A 15118-nucleotide genomic window follows, 5' to 3' on the forward strand; every position below is an offset into this window, starting at 1 on the left:
TGCAATTCGAGGTAACAATAAGCTCGCATAAACTTTAGATCAAGGAGGTAAGACGTACATGCAGCATTCACAGATGCAAGCACTGAGCCCCAAGGAACTGAACTATATTGCCGATTCCATCTCCAATGAGGAGATGCTGATCAAGCAGTGTGCAGCGACAGCTTCCATCTCCACTCAACCGGCAATTCAGCAGGCATTGAATCAATATGTTCGCTCCCATGAGCAGCATATGAATACGCTGATCCAGACACTGCATCAGCATCAGTCCCTTGCGCCTTCTCAATCTCAATGAATCACAGGCAGTCTTAGTAATATCAGCGTATAGGAGGAAAATACATGTACAATCAAACCGGTAATTTTATGCAGGAGCAGGATTTGCTTAAAACGATTCTTGCCGATTTAAGACGAACTTCGCGCGAGTATACAACAGCAACGACGGAGTCATCATGTCCGATGGTGCGCAGCATGTTTAATGAACTGACAAATGATACACTCCGGCTGCAGGGTGAACTGTTCAACCTGATGCAGCAGAACAACATGTATTCGGCTTCCGCCAAAGCACCCCGTCAGGATCTGGATAAGCAGATTCAGTCTGCACACCAGGCACAGCAAAAGTGCCAGCAGTTCGTGCAGGAGAAAACGGTTCAAAACAGCACTTACAGCCAGATCCCGAATGTGTCTCCACGTCAGCCGAATTACGGTAACCCTTATTACATGTAACCTGTGAACAAGGGTTTTGAAGCATACCCAGAACCGGACCATACCACCGCTTGCCTGAATTCAGGGCAGGCGGTCTTTTGTCTATGCATCAACGTTAAATTCATGTAATATAAGTATTAATTCATTTTCAGGAACCTGGATGACGCTGGAGGGAAAACGATGAAAGAGTTGAACGATCTGCAACTTAAAGTTCTGGATCTGTTGAAAGAAGACGCGAGAAGGACTCCCGCACTGCTGTCAACGCTGCTGGGGGAGTCGGAAGATCATATTAAAGCTGCTGTAGCACAGCTTGAACAGGACCATGTCATTGTGAAATATGCAACCGTGGTGAACTGGAGCAAGATCGATGATGAGAAAGTAACGGCCCTGATCGAAGTTCAGATTACGCCCGAGCGCGGCCGGGGTTTCGAAGGAATTGCCGAGCGCATCTATCTCTATCCACAAGTAAAGTCCGTTTACCTCATGTCAGGGGCATACGATCTGCTCGTTGAAGTGGAGGGCGGCAATCTGCGTGAAGTCGCGAACTTTGTATCGGAGAAGCTGTCTCCAATCGATTCAGTACTGTCAACCAAGACGAATTTTATTCTTAAAAAATATAAGCAGGACGGGATTATTTTTGAAGACCATCAGGAAGACAACCGTCTCATGATCTCGCCGTAAAGGAAGATGTGCCATGATAGTGAATGAACAGACAACCGGAAGCAGCAAAACGATGTCCTCATATCTGGCTCCGCTCGTTAAGCAGATTCCGCCATCCGGTATTCGCAAGTTTTTTGATCTGGTGGGTGACAACAAGGATATCATCACACTGGGTGTAGGGGAGCCGGATTTCGTAACGCCCTGGCATATGCGCGAAGCTTGCGTATATTCGCTCGAAAGAGGCATGACCAGCTACACATCGAATGCGGGTATGCCGAAGCTGCGTGAAGCAATCAGTCATTATCTGGATACGCAGTTTGATACCAAATACGATCCCAAAGACGAGATCATTGTTACCGTAGGCGGTAGTGAAGCGATTGACCTCGCTCTGCGTGCATTGATTGTACCGGGAGACGAAATTCTGATTCCGGAACCATCTTATGTAGCATACTCGCCAATTGCATCGATTGGCGGAGGCGTCCCTGTTGGCGTGGAGACATATGCGAAAGATCAGTTCAAGGTAACGGCTGAAGCGCTGGAAGCCAGCATCACACCGAAGTCAAAAGTCGTTATTTTATGCTATCCGAGTAATCCTACAGGTGCCATTATGACTTATGAAGACTGGCTGCCGATTGCCGAAGTTATCAAAAAGCATGACTTGATTGTGATTGCTGACGAAATTTATGCTGAATTGACGTATAATCAAAAACATGTCAGCTTTGCTTCAATTCCTGACATGAAAGACCGTACAATTCTGGTAAGCGGTTTTTCGAAGGCTTTTGCAATGACAGGCTGGCGGATTGGTTATATGTGCGGACATCCCGAGCTTATTGCAGCGATGCTCAAAATTCATCAATATACCGTGATGTGTGCTCCGGCAATGGGACAGGTAGCGGCTCTTGAAGCGCTGACTAACGGACTGGGTGAGAAAGACCGGATGGTTGAATCTTATAATCAGCGCAGACGTTTGATTGTACAGGGATTCCGTGAGATCGGGCTTGATTGCCATGAACCTCAAGGTGCGTTCTACGCTTTTCCAAGTATTCAGAAGACTGGCCTGAATTCTGACCTGTTTGCTGAACGTTTGTTAACGGAGAACAAGGTGGCTGCTGTGCCCGGTAACGTATTTGGTCCGCAGGGAGAAGGATTTTTACGCTGCTCTTATGCGACTTCGGTGTCCCAATTGAATGAAGCATTGGAACGAATCGGAAATTTTGTTTATAAAGTTCAAAAAGAGGGTTAATAGAAAGAAGAAGGTCGGTTTAAATAATTTTATCTGGAACTTTACCAAAAAAATACTTTCTTTTACAAAATATTATGATATAATTTCAATTTGAAATGAGATTTCATATATTTGGAAAAGACATTTTCCGAGGAGGGGTTAGCTTTGTTTTGTGTTGAATATGATTTACCGACGAATCGTGGACACGTTCTGGCAGAAGGCGATCATGGCGACCGATGGTCGGTGAACCCTGATCACGCATCCTTGCATAACATTTCCTTGGAAGATGAGATTCATATGCTTCGGCGCAGGATGGAACAGATTTTTTTGGAAGAAAAATCATTTACTTCTGATATTGTTATTGAAATCAGCAGTTTGCTGGACCTCAAAATTAACGAATACATGAAGGCTAACCCAGTCAAGCCCAAATAATTACGGATGCTGGATACGTGCTGGATATAACGTTAGAGAAATGCTGAATGACACATTGGAGAAGAGATCCGAGAGGATCTCTTTTTTGCTGTGCCTCTACAGGCGCTTTTGAATAACCAAGTTATTTTTTTGCGTGGAACAATTGTGATATATTGGACTTAGGATACTAAAGGGGGAGCTGGAATGAAGAGATTTTTGGGGCTTGCAGTTATGGTTTCATTCATTTTTTTATTAGCCGGATGTGGGGGCAAAGACGGATTCACGGTGTTTATCATTGATAATCAGGGCAATCCATCCGGTATTTCGGAACAACTGCAGGCAAATTTGCAGAAAAAGCTCGGTGAAGAGCCGAAAGTCGAAATTATTACAAGTGCGATGTATGATGTTCAAAAAATAATGGTTGAATATGCAGCAGGCAGTCACGACATCTTCATTTTGCCTGAAAATGATATGAAGCAGTATGGTCAGAACGGCTCGAATGTGCCGCTGGATGATACGTTTGATGTCAAAAAATACGAACGCGGTGTGTTTGAAGGGTCTGTATTGGTTGAAAAGGGGAAAGGCGACGACGGTTCAGACATGAAAAAGGAAACGCATCTGTACGGAATTCCGGTAGAGGATATGCAGATGTTCAAAGACGTAAACTATGCTCCAAGCAATTTGTTCGCTACGATCCCATTGTCGGCAGCTAACACAGACGAGTCAAAAAAAGTGCTTAAGGCGTTGACGGAGTAACATTCATTTTAGAAGAGTATAGAAGGAGGGAGCGGATTGCTGATTACGGTCACGGGCGGCATTGGCAGTGGTAAAACGCGTTTTGCGCTGAAACACGCAGCCCAAATCAGCCGGGAGGGTGTATATTTATCCACTGGTGATCATGATCCCGTTATGCCCGAATTGCCATCCGCTCATTATCGTGCCATTCAAGCGGGGAACGGTCCAAAACTTGCAGAAGTGGTGACCCAGATTAATCGGGAATCCAATCTGTTTCTGGCGGACCAACGCATTGTGGTCGTAGATAGTCTGACATCCTGGATGGCGGCCAGTTTCAGGACAGCAGTGGATCTGCACCAACAGCGTGGAGAAACGCAGCTTCTGATTGAAGCACTGCTGTCTTATCAGGGGAAGATCCTGGTGATTACGAACGAGATGCACGGCAGCCTGCATCCATCGGAAGAGGAACGTGTTTTTGCTGCGAGAATGGCTTCGGTTAATCGGATTTTGCACGCCCATGCGGAACAGATGTACATGCTGGTATCCGGCATTGCACTGGACATGAAGGCCCAACAAGTGCGCTATGAGGATTAGAGGATTTGGATGGATAAGTGGTAAATGATCAGGCTGAAATGTCTGGCATTTGGCCATACAGCTTAAATTGTAAATTGGAGGGATTAAGGATGGGGATATACACAAGAACCGGGGATGAAGGCCAAACTTCGGTGATCGGAGGCCGGGTCATTAAAGATGATGACCGGGTAGAAGCTTACGGTACGATTGACGAATTAAACTGCTTCGTTGGTCAAGCGATTAGCTTGATTGACGCTGCCAATGGGGAGTTCGAGGATTTGCGCGAAAATCTGTTGGAAGTGCAGCAGGAGCTGTTCGACTGCGGCTCAGATCTGGCTTTTGTACGTATAAGTGAGACAAAGTACAAAGTGCGGGACGAAATGGTTACTCGGTTGGAACAGTGGATCGATCAATATGATGCCGAAAATCCGAAGGTTGAACGTTTTATCATTCCTGGAGGCAGTCAGCTGTCATCAGCACTGCATGTGTGCCGTACGGTATGCCGCCGGGCAGAGCGCCGCACGGTTACGCTGGGGCAGCATGCGGATATCAATCCGTCGGTACGTCGGTATTTAAACCGTCTATCGGACTATTTCTTTGTTGTGGCACGGACAGCCAATGCTAGACAGCAGGTTGCTGATATTGAATATGTGCGGAGCAAAAAAGTATTCCGCCGCAAAGAATGAGCCCGTATTATGCGCCAATCACCTACACGGTTACGGAGCAGGAGGAAGGATGGCTGTTGAAAACCGTGCTTCAGAAGCGGCTGTTGGTTTCGCGCAAACTTTTGTCCAAAATCAAACTGACCGAACAGGGTGTAATGCTCAATGGTGAACGGGTATATATCAGTGTCAAAGTGAGTGCAGGTGATCTGGTGGAAGTGCGGATGGAGCAGGAGGAGTCGGATGATATACTGCCGGAGGATATCCCGTTTACCGTGCTGTACGAAGATGAACATCTGCTCATTGTGAACAAAGATGCCGGAATCATCGTGCATCCAACCCATGGGCATTATACAGGCACTCTGGCTAACGGCGTAGTTCATTATTGGCAAAAGAAAGGCGAGAAGTTTCGGTTCCGGCCAATCCATCGATTGGATCAGGAAACCTCAGGGGTGCTGGCGATCGCCAAAAATCCGTATGTACACCAGCATGTGTCCGAGCAGATGATCGCAGGTACGGTGGACAAAAAGTATATCGCACTTGTACACGGCAGTCCTGTGCCTGAACAGGGAGCCGTAGACGGCCCGATTGACCGTGATCCTGAGGAACCACATCGCCGCATCGTTACACCTGATGGGTATGCAGCCAGAACCCTTTATAGAACATTATCACGCTGGGCGGACTGCAGTGCCAGTGCTGTAAGTTTGAAGCTGGAGAGCGGGCGAACACATCAGATTCGTGTACATATGACGTCGATTGGCTGTCCTTTGATTGGTGATCGTATGTATAAAACGCTGCCGATGCATGACGTGAATGAGAAGATACTGACAGTTCGGCAAGAACGGGATGCATGGATTGAACGCCAAGCGCTGCATGCGTGTGAGCTCACGTTTGAACATCCGATTCTCCGGAAACGTATGACGTTCCAGGCTCCATTTCCGGCTGATATGGCCACACTGGAGAAACGTTTAGATGCCGAGGCGGCGCCAAGAGAAGTGCTGCAGGACGCAGATGGACATACCCAAGCGGAAAAGTAACCATGATTTTGGACGCAGCTGCATGTTCGTAAATAAAGGTGTCTACAGTTCAGAGAGCAAAGCGCCTGAACAATATGCCGAAGGCTAGAGAGGTTTTGAGCTTTAAGGTTTTCGAGCTTTAAAGTTCAGCGAGCAAAGCACCTGAACAGCACGCCGAAGGCTAGAGAGGTTTTGAGCTTTAAGGTTTTCGAGCTTTAAAGTTCAGCGAGCAAAGCACCTGAACAGCACGCCGAAGGCTAGAGAGGTTTTGAGCTTTAAGGTTTTCGAGCTTTAAAGTTCAGAGAGCAAAGCACCTGAACAGCACGCCGAAGGCTAAAGATGTTTTCGAGTTTTAAGGTTTTGAGCCTTAGAGTTCAGAGAGCAGCGCACCTGAACAGCACGCCGAAGGCTAGAGAGGTTTTGTAGCTTTAAGGTGTTTGAGCCTTAAAGTTCAGAGAGCAAAGCACCTGAACAGCATGCCGAAGGCTAGAGAGGTTTTGTAGCTTTAAGGTGTTTGAGCCTTAAAGTTCAGAGAGCAAAGCACCTGAACAATATGCCGAAGGCTAGAGAGGTTTTGTAGCTTTAAGGTGTTTGAGCCTTAAAGTTCAGAGAGCAAAGCACCTGAACAGCACGCCGAAGGCTAGAGAGGTTTTGTAGCTTTAAGGTGTTTGAGCCTTAAAGTTCAGAGAGCAAAGCACCTGAACAGCACGCCGAAGGCTAAAGAGACTTTAAAGCTTTTAAGATTCTCAGGGTTGAAGGTAGTTTAAGCCTGATTCCCATAATCCTCTAAGATCTTAAGGTACGGAATCTCCCAACATTTCTCTTTGTAGATGTTGGAATAAATGTTGAAAAATCACGTCGTAGTGAGGGGCGATAAGCCCGCATTCGACTAAAAAAAGATGCAGGGCGAGGGTATCGGGATGGAGCGACTTTTGGATTTGCGGAGCAAACCAAGGGAAGCGAGAGGTCGAAACCCGAGCCCCCGAGTCCCCCGAGGAGGCAACATCCATGAAACTTACAGTATATCAATATGCTAAATGTGGTACGTGCCGCAAGGCCGTGAAATGGCTTGAAGCGAAAGGACATGAGCTGGAGCTGATCCCCATTTTCGACACACCGCCATCCAAAGACGAATTGACGAAGTTGATTCAGAAGAGCGGGCTGGAAGTTAAAAAGTTTTTTAATACCAGCGGGGAAGTGTACAAAGAGCAGCAGCTCAAGGATAAGCTGCCCGGCATGTCAGAGGAGGAGCAGATTACTTTACTGGCTTCCAATGGCCGCCTAATCAAACGGCCGATTGTGACGGATGGTGACAAAGTGACGGTTGGTTTTAAAGAAGAAACATATGAGCAGGAATGGAGCGCTGTCTAATCTAATGCTATAGTTAAGCCTTGAATTGTTCACAATTCAGGGCTTTTTTGGCTTAACTACGCAGGTGGCATAATTATGCTGTAATGAGGGTTGGCGTAACTATGTTATAATGGTAGAATGAGTTTCGATATTTTATACGCTATCGAGGTTGAATTAAATGTTCAACTTTTATAGATCAAGGAGAGAACAAATTCAAGTGAATCAACGTAATGAACCTACTTTGTTACTGGTAGATGGTATGGCAGTGTTGTTCCGTGCATTCTACGCAACATCTGCAAGCGGATATATCAGACGCACAAAGGCAGGGCTTCCGACTAATGCAGTCTATGGCTTTATCCGTTATTTTTGGGATGCGGTTCAGACATTTGGACCAAGCCATGTCATCTGCTGCTGGGATATGGGAGGCAAGACGTTTCGCGGTGAGGAGTACGCAGCGTACAAAGGAAATCGTGCCGAAGCTCCGGATGACCTCATTCCCCAGTTTGCACTCATTCGTGAAGTGATGGACAGCCTTAATATTCCGAATATTGGAGCTGAAGGATTCGAAGCCGATGATTGTATCGGGACGCTTGCCAAGTATTACACCGAAGAAACCGATATGAATGTAATGGTGCTGACGGGTGACCATGATATGCTGCAGCTGATTAATGACCGCACAAGTATTATTATTATGAAAAAAGGTCATGGCAACTACATGGTGTACAATCCTGAAACGCTGATGGCTGAGAAACAGTTGACGCCTCGTCAGGTGATTGACATGAAAGGCTTGATGGGGGATGCCAGCGACAATTATCCTGGAGTACGGGGGATTGGCGAGAAAACGGCTTTGAAGTTAGTGCAGGAATATGGCTCGATTGAAGGGATTTTGAGCAATTTGGACAAGCTGACCCCTTCAGTTCGCAAAAAAATCGAGAATGATCTCGATATGCTGCATCTGTCCCGCAAACTGGCAGAGATTCACTGTGCGGTTCCGGTGGCATGTGCACTGGATGGCTGTGAGTTGCGTCTGGATCCGGATATGGTGATGGACAAGTTTGAACAACTTGAGATGAAGAGCCTAGGCTCTTGGATGGGAGTGGCGATCGGGTGAGCAGCAGGATGACAGCGAGAATAGCAAATAAAAAGTGGTGGACCGGGGCGCTGGCCCTTGTCCTGGCATTTCCGGTACTGCTTTCGGGGGCGATAAGTGCTCCACAGACAGTTGAGGCGAAGGCAGCCATTAGCGCGAAAGTACAGAAAGTAAAAGCAGCAGGACGCAGTTTTAGCGTGCAGACCGTTTCGATTCCCAAAGGTACACCGGTAACCGTAGGACTTGCGAAGAAACAGGTGGGTCAAACCGCGACTTTGCCATCCATTGTAAAAGCGTACGGTGCACAGGCAGCAATTAACGGGGCTTTTTTCGAAGCCTATCACGGGGCACCTGATCCTTACGGGATGTTAATAGCAAACGGAAAAGTTATACATATAGGAAGATATGGAACATCGATTGGCTTTAAATCCGACGGATCAGCTGTAATGGATTCGCTCCAAGTGAGTTTGACGGGCACGGTTACGGATACGAAGGGAAAATCCCGCAGCTGGTATGCGACGTTTATTAATCGCACACCTTCAGCAGATGCAAGCATCTCGATGCTGTACACTCCGGAGCGTGGAGCGAACGTTGGATTTAAGGGAGGTACCGCAGTTGTCATAGAAAAGGGCAAAGTCACCAAAAAAGTTCCTAATACAAATGCGGCCATTCCCAAAAATGGTGCTGTGCTTGTCTTCACAGGCGGAGAGAAATCCACAGCAGACCGTTTCACTGTAGGTTCTACCGTAGAGATGAACTACAGATATACCAATGCATCTGGTCAGGAGATTCCATGGCAGGATGTCGTGACTGCTGTTGGCGCTGGTCCGCGTTTGATTAAAGACGGCAAGATTGCTGTAAATCCCGCAGGTGAAGGGTTCAAAGATCCCAAGATTCTGAATGCGTCCGGTGCAAGAAGTGGAATTGCAATCATGGCCGATGGTTCAGTGATGCTTGCTACCGTATCAGGTGCTACAATAAAAGAATGGGCAGCCATCATGCAGAAGCTGGGAGCTAAACAGGCAATGAATCTGGATGGGGGTGCATCATCAGGCATGTATGCAGGCGGCAAGATGCTGACCTCTCCAGGGAGACTGTTAAGCAATACCCTCGTATTCGGTGGTTCTGTTCGATAAAAACGGATAGCAGGAGGTATGACGCGGCATGACATCTATACCTGATCTGATAACAGAAAAAGACGGTACAGCCGTCCTGGCGATTAATGTAGGGCAGCCTAAACCACTGCCTGGTCAGAAGCGTGAAGTGTTGAGCGGTATCGTGAAACATCCGGTCTCTGTCCCCGTATTTCTATCCTTCACTGGCATGACCGGGGATGGGCAGGCAGACCTTGTGAATCATGGCGGTCCTGATAAAGCTGTTTGTGTATATGACTACAGCAGGTATTCAGCCCTTGAGCGATTGATGGACCGTAAGCTGGATTGGGGAGCATTCGGAGAGAATCTGACCGTTACTGGCTGTAAGGAAGAAGAGGTGCGCATTGGTGATGTATTTGAAATCGGAGATGCGCAGGTCCAGGTCAGTCAGCCCAGGCAGCCGTGCTTCAAGCTGAGTGCAAGATATAATTATAAGGACTTGCCTGTCTATTTTCAGGAAAGCGGTCATACAGGATTTTATTTCAGAGTGCTGCAGGAGGGAGAAGTCGGCCCTGCACCACGTTTCAAACGAGTCCAGACGGATGCTGCATCGATGACAATTCTAGAGGCTAATCGAATTATGCATCAAGGGAAACAGGATGAGGAGGGAATGCGGGCTTTGTTATCTGTGCCTGCACTATCGGACAGCTGGAAGCAGTCATTACTGAAACGGCTGAACAAGCTTGAGCGTAACTAAACCATTCTACAGGAATGCTGCTGTTCTATTGGGCCAGCGGCATTTCTTCTTCTAAATCAACAGGGGAGTGAGACCAACATGACAGTTTTAGGTGCGATTGAAGCAGGCGGAACCAAATTTGTATGCGGCATTGGGACAGAAAGTGGAGAGGTTCTGGAACGAGTAAGCTTTCCTACAACCACACCGGAAGAAACGATGGCTCAGGTTATTTCTTTCTTTGAAGGTAAAGGTGTTGAAGCACTGGGTGTAGGTTCGTTCGGTCCGATTGATCCAATTGAAGGCAGCCCAACATATGGTTACATTACCACCACACCGAAGCCGCATTGGGGACAGTACAACATGATTGGCAAACTCAAGGAACACTTTGATGTACCCATGACATTTGACACCGATGTGAACGGAGCTGCTCTGGGCGAAGCCACTTGGGGAGCTGCACAGGGACTGGACAGCTGTCTGTATATAACAGTAGGTACAGGTATTGGTGCCGGAGCTGTGGTCGGCGGGAAAATGGTTCATGGATTGTCCCATCCCGAGATGGGTCATATCATGGTAAGAAGGCATCCGGAAGATACATACGAAGGATTCTGTCCGTTTCATGGGGATTGTCTTGAAGGTCTTGCAGCCGGTCCAGCTGTTAACAAACGCTGGGAACAGCCAGCCTATGAACTGCCGGCAGATCACAAAGCGTGGGAGATTGAAGCCCATTATCTTGCACACGCTCTGATGAATTACGTGCTGATTCTGTCCCCTCAGAAAATTGTGATGGGCGGAGGCGTAATGAAGCAGGAGCATCTGTTCCCGATGGTTCGCGGAAAACTGCAGGAACTGCTTGCAGGTTATGTGCAGCATCCTTCACTTCATGCCGGAATAGATCAGTATGTTGTTCCACCCGGTTTGGGAGACAATGCGGGGTTGTGCGGTTCATTGGCACTGGCAAAATTGGCCTTGTGCAAATAACGCTTCTAGGATTGACGAATTTTACCAGTGTGGTATGATAGGAGTAGCAGTATAGTACGATTAATGAGGAAGCACCTCTCTTGCAGCCATTTTGCAGGAGGGGTGCTTTTTCGTGCTGTTTGGAAACAGAGAATATTTCATTAATCGTACAGGCTGAAATGTAAAAAGGAGGGAATGGTAATGGAAGTTATTTTTATGAACAAATTATCCAGAATGTCAGAGCACACTGAGGAAATTGCCCAGTTATGGATTGGCGAGGAGGAGAGCATCTGGCATTTGGGGTGGAGCCGATATGAAGCAGGGGACCGGGAGGATACGATCTGGTACGAAGGGAATTCATGGGTGGAACTGCTGCATATATATCGTCATCAGCTAGCCATGAGAATGAGCGAGGGCTACCGTCCGCTGCTGCATGGATTATATGATGAAAAAGATGATTTGAAGCAGCGCAGTTATGCGGGCCAGCGATTGCATTGTTTTAGCGAGCTGTATGGTAATGAACAGTTATATGATGATCTATGTACATGGCGACGGCAGAAAGCCGCCAGTGATCGGAAAGCTCCGTATTTTGTCGCAACGAATCGTCTGCTGCGTCTGATCAGCGCTTTTGTTCCGCAGACGATGGACGAGTTGATACAGCTTCCTGGCGTAGGGGATAGCAAAGCTGCGGAATATGGAATGGAATGGCTGGAAATGACAAGTGGCATTGAAAGATCAAGATCTTTTCCGCTGGACTGGGTATATACCGTATTGAGAGAGGACGAGTACGAAAGCTGGTTGTACAAACAGAAAGAGCAGAAATACAAGCAGGAACTGGACAAATTCGTTACACGTAAACATGTGCTGGAAGGAATGAAAGAAGGACAGACTCTGGAAGAGATTGTGAATCGCTCCGGTCTATCCCGCAGGGAGTTAATCGAACTGCTGGAGGCACTGGATCTGGAAGGGTACGACACAGATTCGCTGCTTGACGTCGAACTGGCCGTTATGCCTGAAACGGAACAAGAGGCAGTATGGAATGCCTATGAGGAACTGGGAGATGCGTTTCTGAAGCCTGTATTACATAAAGTGTATGGAGGAGAGCGTCCGGAAGGAGGGAGCCTGGAACAGGTCTATGAGCGATTACGTATGATTCGCATTCGTTTCCGCCGACACGCCGAAACCGAACGCAATGCAGGTTAGTTGGAAAGCGTTCAGAAATACACAAAAGCCGTAAAGACCAAAAAGACGAAGTCGTTCCGGGAAGGAGCGCTTCGTCTTCAACATGTATTTTGTGTCATAAGACGGATACTGCGGTCATTTCAGATCCAGTCTTTTTTGCGGAAAATAAAGAACATCGTCAGGCCGAGCGTAATCATCAGGCCAATCACCGCATAATAACCGTATTTCCAGTGCAGCTCCGGCATGTTATCAAAGTTCATTCCGTATATTCCGGTAATAACGGTCAGCGGCATGAACACGGTCGTGATGGCTGTAAACACCCGCATGATCTCGTTCGCCCGGTTCGCAATACTGGATTGATAAGCTTCTCGCAAGTTGCCCATCAGATCGCGGTAGGTTTCGAACGTTTCTGATATTTTTACGGCGTTCTCATAGATGTCACTGAAGTATTTCTGCAGCTGGTCATCAATGAGACGCAGATCTTTTTTGTTTAATGTATTGATAACCTCTTTTTGAGGTCCCAGTACCTTCTTCAGCCATAAAATCTCGCTTCGCAGCCCGATAATTTCATTCAAATGTGACTTTTTGGTATGCATTAGAATGTCTTCCTCAAGCTTTTCAATGCGAGCTTCAATTCGGTCACCAACAGTAAAGTAATTATCTACGATCAAGTCAACCAGCAGATAGAGCAGACGGTCGGGACTGCTGATCTCCTGTTCCCACAGGATCGGCTTCAATGTACGCAGTTCACTGACCTTCTGTTTGGTTACACTGATGATGAAATGTCTGCCGAGAAAGAGATTTACTGCCCGCAGGAATATTTCTTCATCATCAAAACGAATGCTGTTAATAACAATAAAATAATGATTTTCATAAATTTCGATCTTTGGGCGCTGCTCCTCATCACTCAAGCAGTCTTCCACAGCCAGATCATGCATGGAGAACAGAGGCTGCAGTACAGCCAGATCGTCCACATCCGCATCAATCCAGTAGAATCCTTCCGCTGGCGGAGTCAGCGCTTGCTGAATATCGTCCACCGGGATAAATACACCATTGTTAACCAACCGGATTTTCATGTTATCTACTCCTTCTGCACCCGCCGTCTTGGCGGATATCATCATTAATATGGGCGCAAAAGAACAGATCAGCCGGTCGGCAGCGAAGCCTGATGTATAGGTCTCCGCTTGCTTGCGTTCATCAATCTATAATCAAACGGAAAGAAACGTCCCGCTGCCGACATGCTGATGTCAATTCTCTATGCAGTTGTTCGGAATTCGACTGCCAGTTGGGCCTCGGGTCGCCATCCATTTAATATGTCACCTCTCACATAAGGGCTTATAAACACTTGTCTAGTATACCGCTGGTCCAGAGTGCTTTCAAGCGCAAAAATGTGTCTATTTCGCGCCCTGAGGCAGTGTATGACAAGGGACGATAAACGGTTACAATTTCAGGCTCGAAACCAAGCAACTGCATCTTGACGTGAGGACAGTAATGTTTTAAAGTAAAAGTTAATAAATTTGAATTAAAATTGAATACAGCGAAATCTTATCAAGAGTAGGTGGAGGGACCAGCCCGATGAAACCCGGCAACCGGCGATATACTGCACGGTGCTAATTCTTGCAGCGACCAAGCACTCCCGTAGTGCTGTTGTAACTGAGAGATGAGAGAGGCGCATATCTATTTACATATGACCTTTCTCGGAATCCGAGAAAGGTCTTTGTTATATGCCCAACTTCTCAGCAGTGATTTTCGCGGCCAATGTAATCTATGAACAAGGAGGAGTCAACTCACCATGCCAATTAAAATTCCGGACACACTACCAGCCAAAGAAGTGCTTGAAGGGGAGAATATATTCGTCATGGACGAATCATCTGCATACAAGCAGGATATTCGACCGCTCCGCATTGCGATTCTGAACCTGATGCCTACCAAAGAGACAACCGAAACGCAATTGCTCCGTTTGGTGGGTAACACTCCAATTCAGGTTGACGTGGTATTGGTACATCCCAAATCCCACACTTCCAAGAACACGTCCCAGGAATATCTCGATCTGTTCTACAAAACATTTGACGAGATTCGGCACCGTCGTTTTGACGGGATGATTATTACCGGTGCGCCAGTAGAGCAGTTGGATTTTGAAGATGTGAATTATTGGGAAGAAATTCAGGAGATTTTTGAATGGACCAAAACGAACGTGACCTCGACTATGCATATATGTTGGGCCTCACAAGCAGGTTTATACCACCATTTTGATGTACCCAAAGTTCCCTTGGCTGAAAAGTGTTTTGGCGTATTTCCACACACGATCAGCAAACCCCATGTTCCGCTGCTGCGTGGATTTGATGAAGTGTTTAACGTTCCCCACTCTCGTCACACGGAGGTAAGAAGAGAGGATATCGAGAAGAACGATAAGCTCGACATTTTAGCTGAATCGGAAGAAGCAGGCGTATTCCTGGTTGCGACCAAAGACGGCAAGCAAATTTTTGCTACAGGACATGCCGAGTATGACCCGTTCTCATTGAAATGGGAGTATGACCGTGATGCTGCCAAAGGAATGGATATCGCACTGCCGAAGTATTATTACCCTAATGATGATCCTAGCCGGATTCCTCCGGCAACATGGCGTGCGCATGCTAACTTATTATTCTCTAACTGGCTCAATTACTATGTGTATCAAGAAACACCTTACGATATTGGACCGCAAATCTAATCGAGATTACAGGAGGATGCA

The 15118-nt window shown here is 47.0% G+C and carries 17 protein-coding genes and 1 riboswitch; of the genes, 16 read left to right on the top strand and 1 reads right to left on the bottom strand.

Going from position 1 to position 15118, the window contains the following annotated elements; translation table 11 throughout:
* The first annotated feature begins 58 nt into the window (after positions 1-58).
* The 15 genes from MKY97_RS08820 (at position 59) to MKY97_RS08890 (ending at position 12408) form a co-directional block, all read left to right on the top strand.
* A complete protein-coding gene (locus MKY97_RS08820) occupies positions 59-292 on the top strand; it encodes a hypothetical protein (protein ID WP_342555072.1) in 234 nt (77 codons plus the stop codon).
* Positions 293-336: 44 nt separating this feature from the next.
* Positions 337-720: a spore coat protein gene (locus MKY97_RS08825; RefSeq protein ID WP_342555073.1), complete on the top strand. Its 384-nt coding sequence runs from the start codon at positions 337-339 to the stop codon at positions 718-720.
* A gap of 159 nt (positions 721-879) precedes the next feature.
* Complete coding sequence (locus MKY97_RS08830) at positions 880-1380, top strand: Lrp/AsnC family transcriptional regulator (RefSeq protein WP_342555074.1); 501 nt, start codon at positions 880-882, stop codon at positions 1378-1380.
* A gap of 13 nt (positions 1381-1393) precedes the next feature.
* Entirely contained in the window at positions 1394-2602 is a 1209-nt protein-coding gene (locus tag MKY97_RS08835; protein WP_342555075.1) for an aminotransferase class I/II-fold pyridoxal phosphate-dependent enzyme, read from the top strand.
* 222 nt (positions 2603-2824) lie between these two features.
* The gene (locus MKY97_RS08840; protein ID WP_342556286.1) at positions 2825-3013 is read left to right on the top strand and encodes an aspartyl-phosphate phosphatase Spo0E family protein; all 189 of its coding nucleotides are present in this window, start codon (positions 2825-2827) and stop codon (positions 3011-3013) included.
* Positions 3014-3196: 183 nt separating this feature from the next.
* Positions 3197-3748 carry a hypothetical protein gene (locus MKY97_RS08845; RefSeq protein WP_342555076.1) on the top strand — a complete coding sequence of 184 codons (552 nt, stop codon included), beginning with the start codon at positions 3197-3199 and terminating at the stop codon, positions 3746-3748.
* Between the two features lie 36 nt (positions 3749-3784).
* Positions 3785-4321: a bifunctional adenosylcobinamide kinase/adenosylcobinamide-phosphate guanylyltransferase gene (locus tag MKY97_RS08850; protein ID WP_342555077.1), complete on the top strand. Its 537-nt coding sequence runs from the start codon at positions 3785-3787 to the stop codon at positions 4319-4321.
* An 89-nt stretch (positions 4322-4410) separates the two neighbouring features.
* Complete coding sequence (locus MKY97_RS08855) at positions 4411-4986, top strand: cob(I)yrinic acid a,c-diamide adenosyltransferase (protein ID WP_342555078.1); 576 nt, start codon at positions 4411-4413, stop codon at positions 4984-4986.
* Positions 4983-5999 (top strand): RluA family pseudouridine synthase, encoded by a 1017-nt coding sequence (locus MKY97_RS08860; protein ID WP_342555079.1) that lies wholly within the window; start codon positions 4983-4985, stop codon positions 5997-5999. The genes MKY97_RS08855 and MKY97_RS08860 overlap by 4 nt, the downstream gene beginning before the upstream one ends.
* 987 nt (positions 6000-6986) lie before the next feature.
* Positions 6987-7349 carry an arsenate reductase family protein gene (locus tag MKY97_RS08865; protein WP_342555080.1) on the top strand — a complete coding sequence of 121 codons (363 nt, stop codon included), beginning with the start codon at positions 6987-6989 and terminating at the stop codon, positions 7347-7349.
* A 196-nt stretch (positions 7350-7545) separates the two neighbouring features.
* Positions 7546-8439: a 5'-3' exonuclease H3TH domain-containing protein gene (locus tag MKY97_RS08870; RefSeq protein WP_342555081.1), complete on the top strand. Its 894-nt coding sequence runs from the start codon at positions 7546-7548 to the stop codon at positions 8437-8439.
* Positions 8440-8447: 8 nt separating this feature from the next.
* A complete protein-coding gene (locus MKY97_RS08875) occupies positions 8448-9554 on the top strand; it encodes a phosphodiester glycosidase family protein (protein ID WP_342555082.1) in 1107 nt (368 codons plus the stop codon).
* A gap of 28 nt (positions 9555-9582) precedes the next feature.
* Positions 9583-10269, top strand: a complete 687-nt coding sequence (locus tag MKY97_RS08880; RefSeq protein WP_342555083.1) for an MOSC domain-containing protein — start codon at positions 9583-9585, stop codon at positions 10267-10269.
* Between the two features lie 78 nt (positions 10270-10347).
* On the top strand, positions 10348-11226 hold the full coding sequence (locus tag MKY97_RS08885; protein WP_342555084.1) for an ROK family protein: 879 nt from the start codon (positions 10348-10350) through the stop codon (positions 11224-11226).
* Between the two features lie 180 nt (positions 11227-11406).
* On the top strand, positions 11407-12408 hold the full coding sequence (locus MKY97_RS08890; RefSeq protein WP_342555085.1) for an HRDC domain-containing protein: 1002 nt from the start codon (positions 11407-11409) through the stop codon (positions 12406-12408).
* A gap of 119 nt (positions 12409-12527) precedes the next feature.
* On the opposite strand, the gene corA is transcribed toward MKY97_RS08890, so the two are convergent.
* Positions 12528-13463, bottom strand: coding sequence for a magnesium/cobalt transporter CorA (corA, locus tag MKY97_RS08895; protein WP_123065051.1), 936 nt, complete (start codon positions 13461-13463; stop codon positions 12528-12530).
* A gap of 466 nt (positions 13464-13929) precedes the next feature.
* Positions 13930-14054: riboswitch (SAM riboswitch) on the top strand.
* Positions 14055-14179: 125 nt separating this feature from the next.
* On the opposite strand from corA, the gene metA reads away from it, so the two are divergent.
* A complete protein-coding gene (gene metA / locus MKY97_RS08900) occupies positions 14180-15097 on the top strand; it encodes a homoserine O-succinyltransferase (RefSeq protein WP_342555086.1) in 918 nt (305 codons plus the stop codon).
* Positions 15098-15118: the final 21 nt, after the last annotated feature.

It is taken from the genome of Paenibacillus sp. FSL R7-0652 (assembly GCF_038595045.1).
GTDB lineage: Bacteria > Bacillota > Bacilli > Paenibacillales > Paenibacillaceae > Paenibacillus.

Bases quoted from the DNA above. Each gene is read 5' to 3' on its own strand.
- MKY97_RS08885 (WP_342555084.1), top strand. From the start codon at position 10,348: ATGACAGTTTTAGGTGCGATTGAAGCAGGCGGAACCAAATTTGTATGC.
- MKY97_RS08880 (WP_342555083.1), top strand. From the start codon at position 9,583: ATGACATCTATACCTGATCTGATAACAGAAAAAGACGGTACAGCCGTC.
- MKY97_RS08830 (WP_342555074.1), top strand. From the start codon at position 880: ATGAAAGAGTTGAACGATCTGCAACTTAAAGTTCTGGATCTGTTGAAA.
- corA (WP_123065051.1), bottom strand. From the start codon at position 13,463: ATGAAAATCCGGTTGGTTAACAATGGTGTATTTATCCCGGTGGACGAT.
- MKY97_RS08855 (WP_342555078.1), top strand. From the start codon at position 4,411: ATGGGGATATACACAAGAACCGGGGATGAAGGCCAAACTTCGGTGATC.
- MKY97_RS08890 (WP_342555085.1), top strand. From the start codon at position 11,407: ATGGAAGTTATTTTTATGAACAAATTATCCAGAATGTCAGAGCACACT.
- MKY97_RS08845 (WP_342555076.1), top strand. From the start codon at position 3,197: ATGAAGAGATTTTTGGGGCTTGCAGTTATGGTTTCATTCATTTTTTTA.
- metA (WP_342555086.1), top strand. From the start codon at position 14,180: ATGCCAATTAAAATTCCGGACACACTACCAGCCAAAGAAGTGCTTGAA.
- MKY97_RS08820 (WP_342555072.1), top strand. From the start codon at position 59: ATGCAGCATTCACAGATGCAAGCACTGAGCCCCAAGGAACTGAACTAT.
- MKY97_RS08825 (WP_342555073.1), top strand. From the start codon at position 337: ATGTACAATCAAACCGGTAATTTTATGCAGGAGCAGGATTTGCTTAAA.
- MKY97_RS08865 (WP_342555080.1), top strand. From the start codon at position 6,987: ATGAAACTTACAGTATATCAATATGCTAAATGTGGTACGTGCCGCAAG.
- MKY97_RS08875 (WP_342555082.1), top strand. From the start codon at position 8,448: ATGACAGCGAGAATAGCAAATAAAAAGTGGTGGACCGGGGCGCTGGCC.
- MKY97_RS08860 (WP_342555079.1), top strand. From the start codon at position 4,983: ATGAGCCCGTATTATGCGCCAATCACCTACACGGTTACGGAGCAGGAG.
- MKY97_RS08835 (WP_342555075.1), top strand. From the start codon at position 1,394: ATGATAGTGAATGAACAGACAACCGGAAGCAGCAAAACGATGTCCTCA.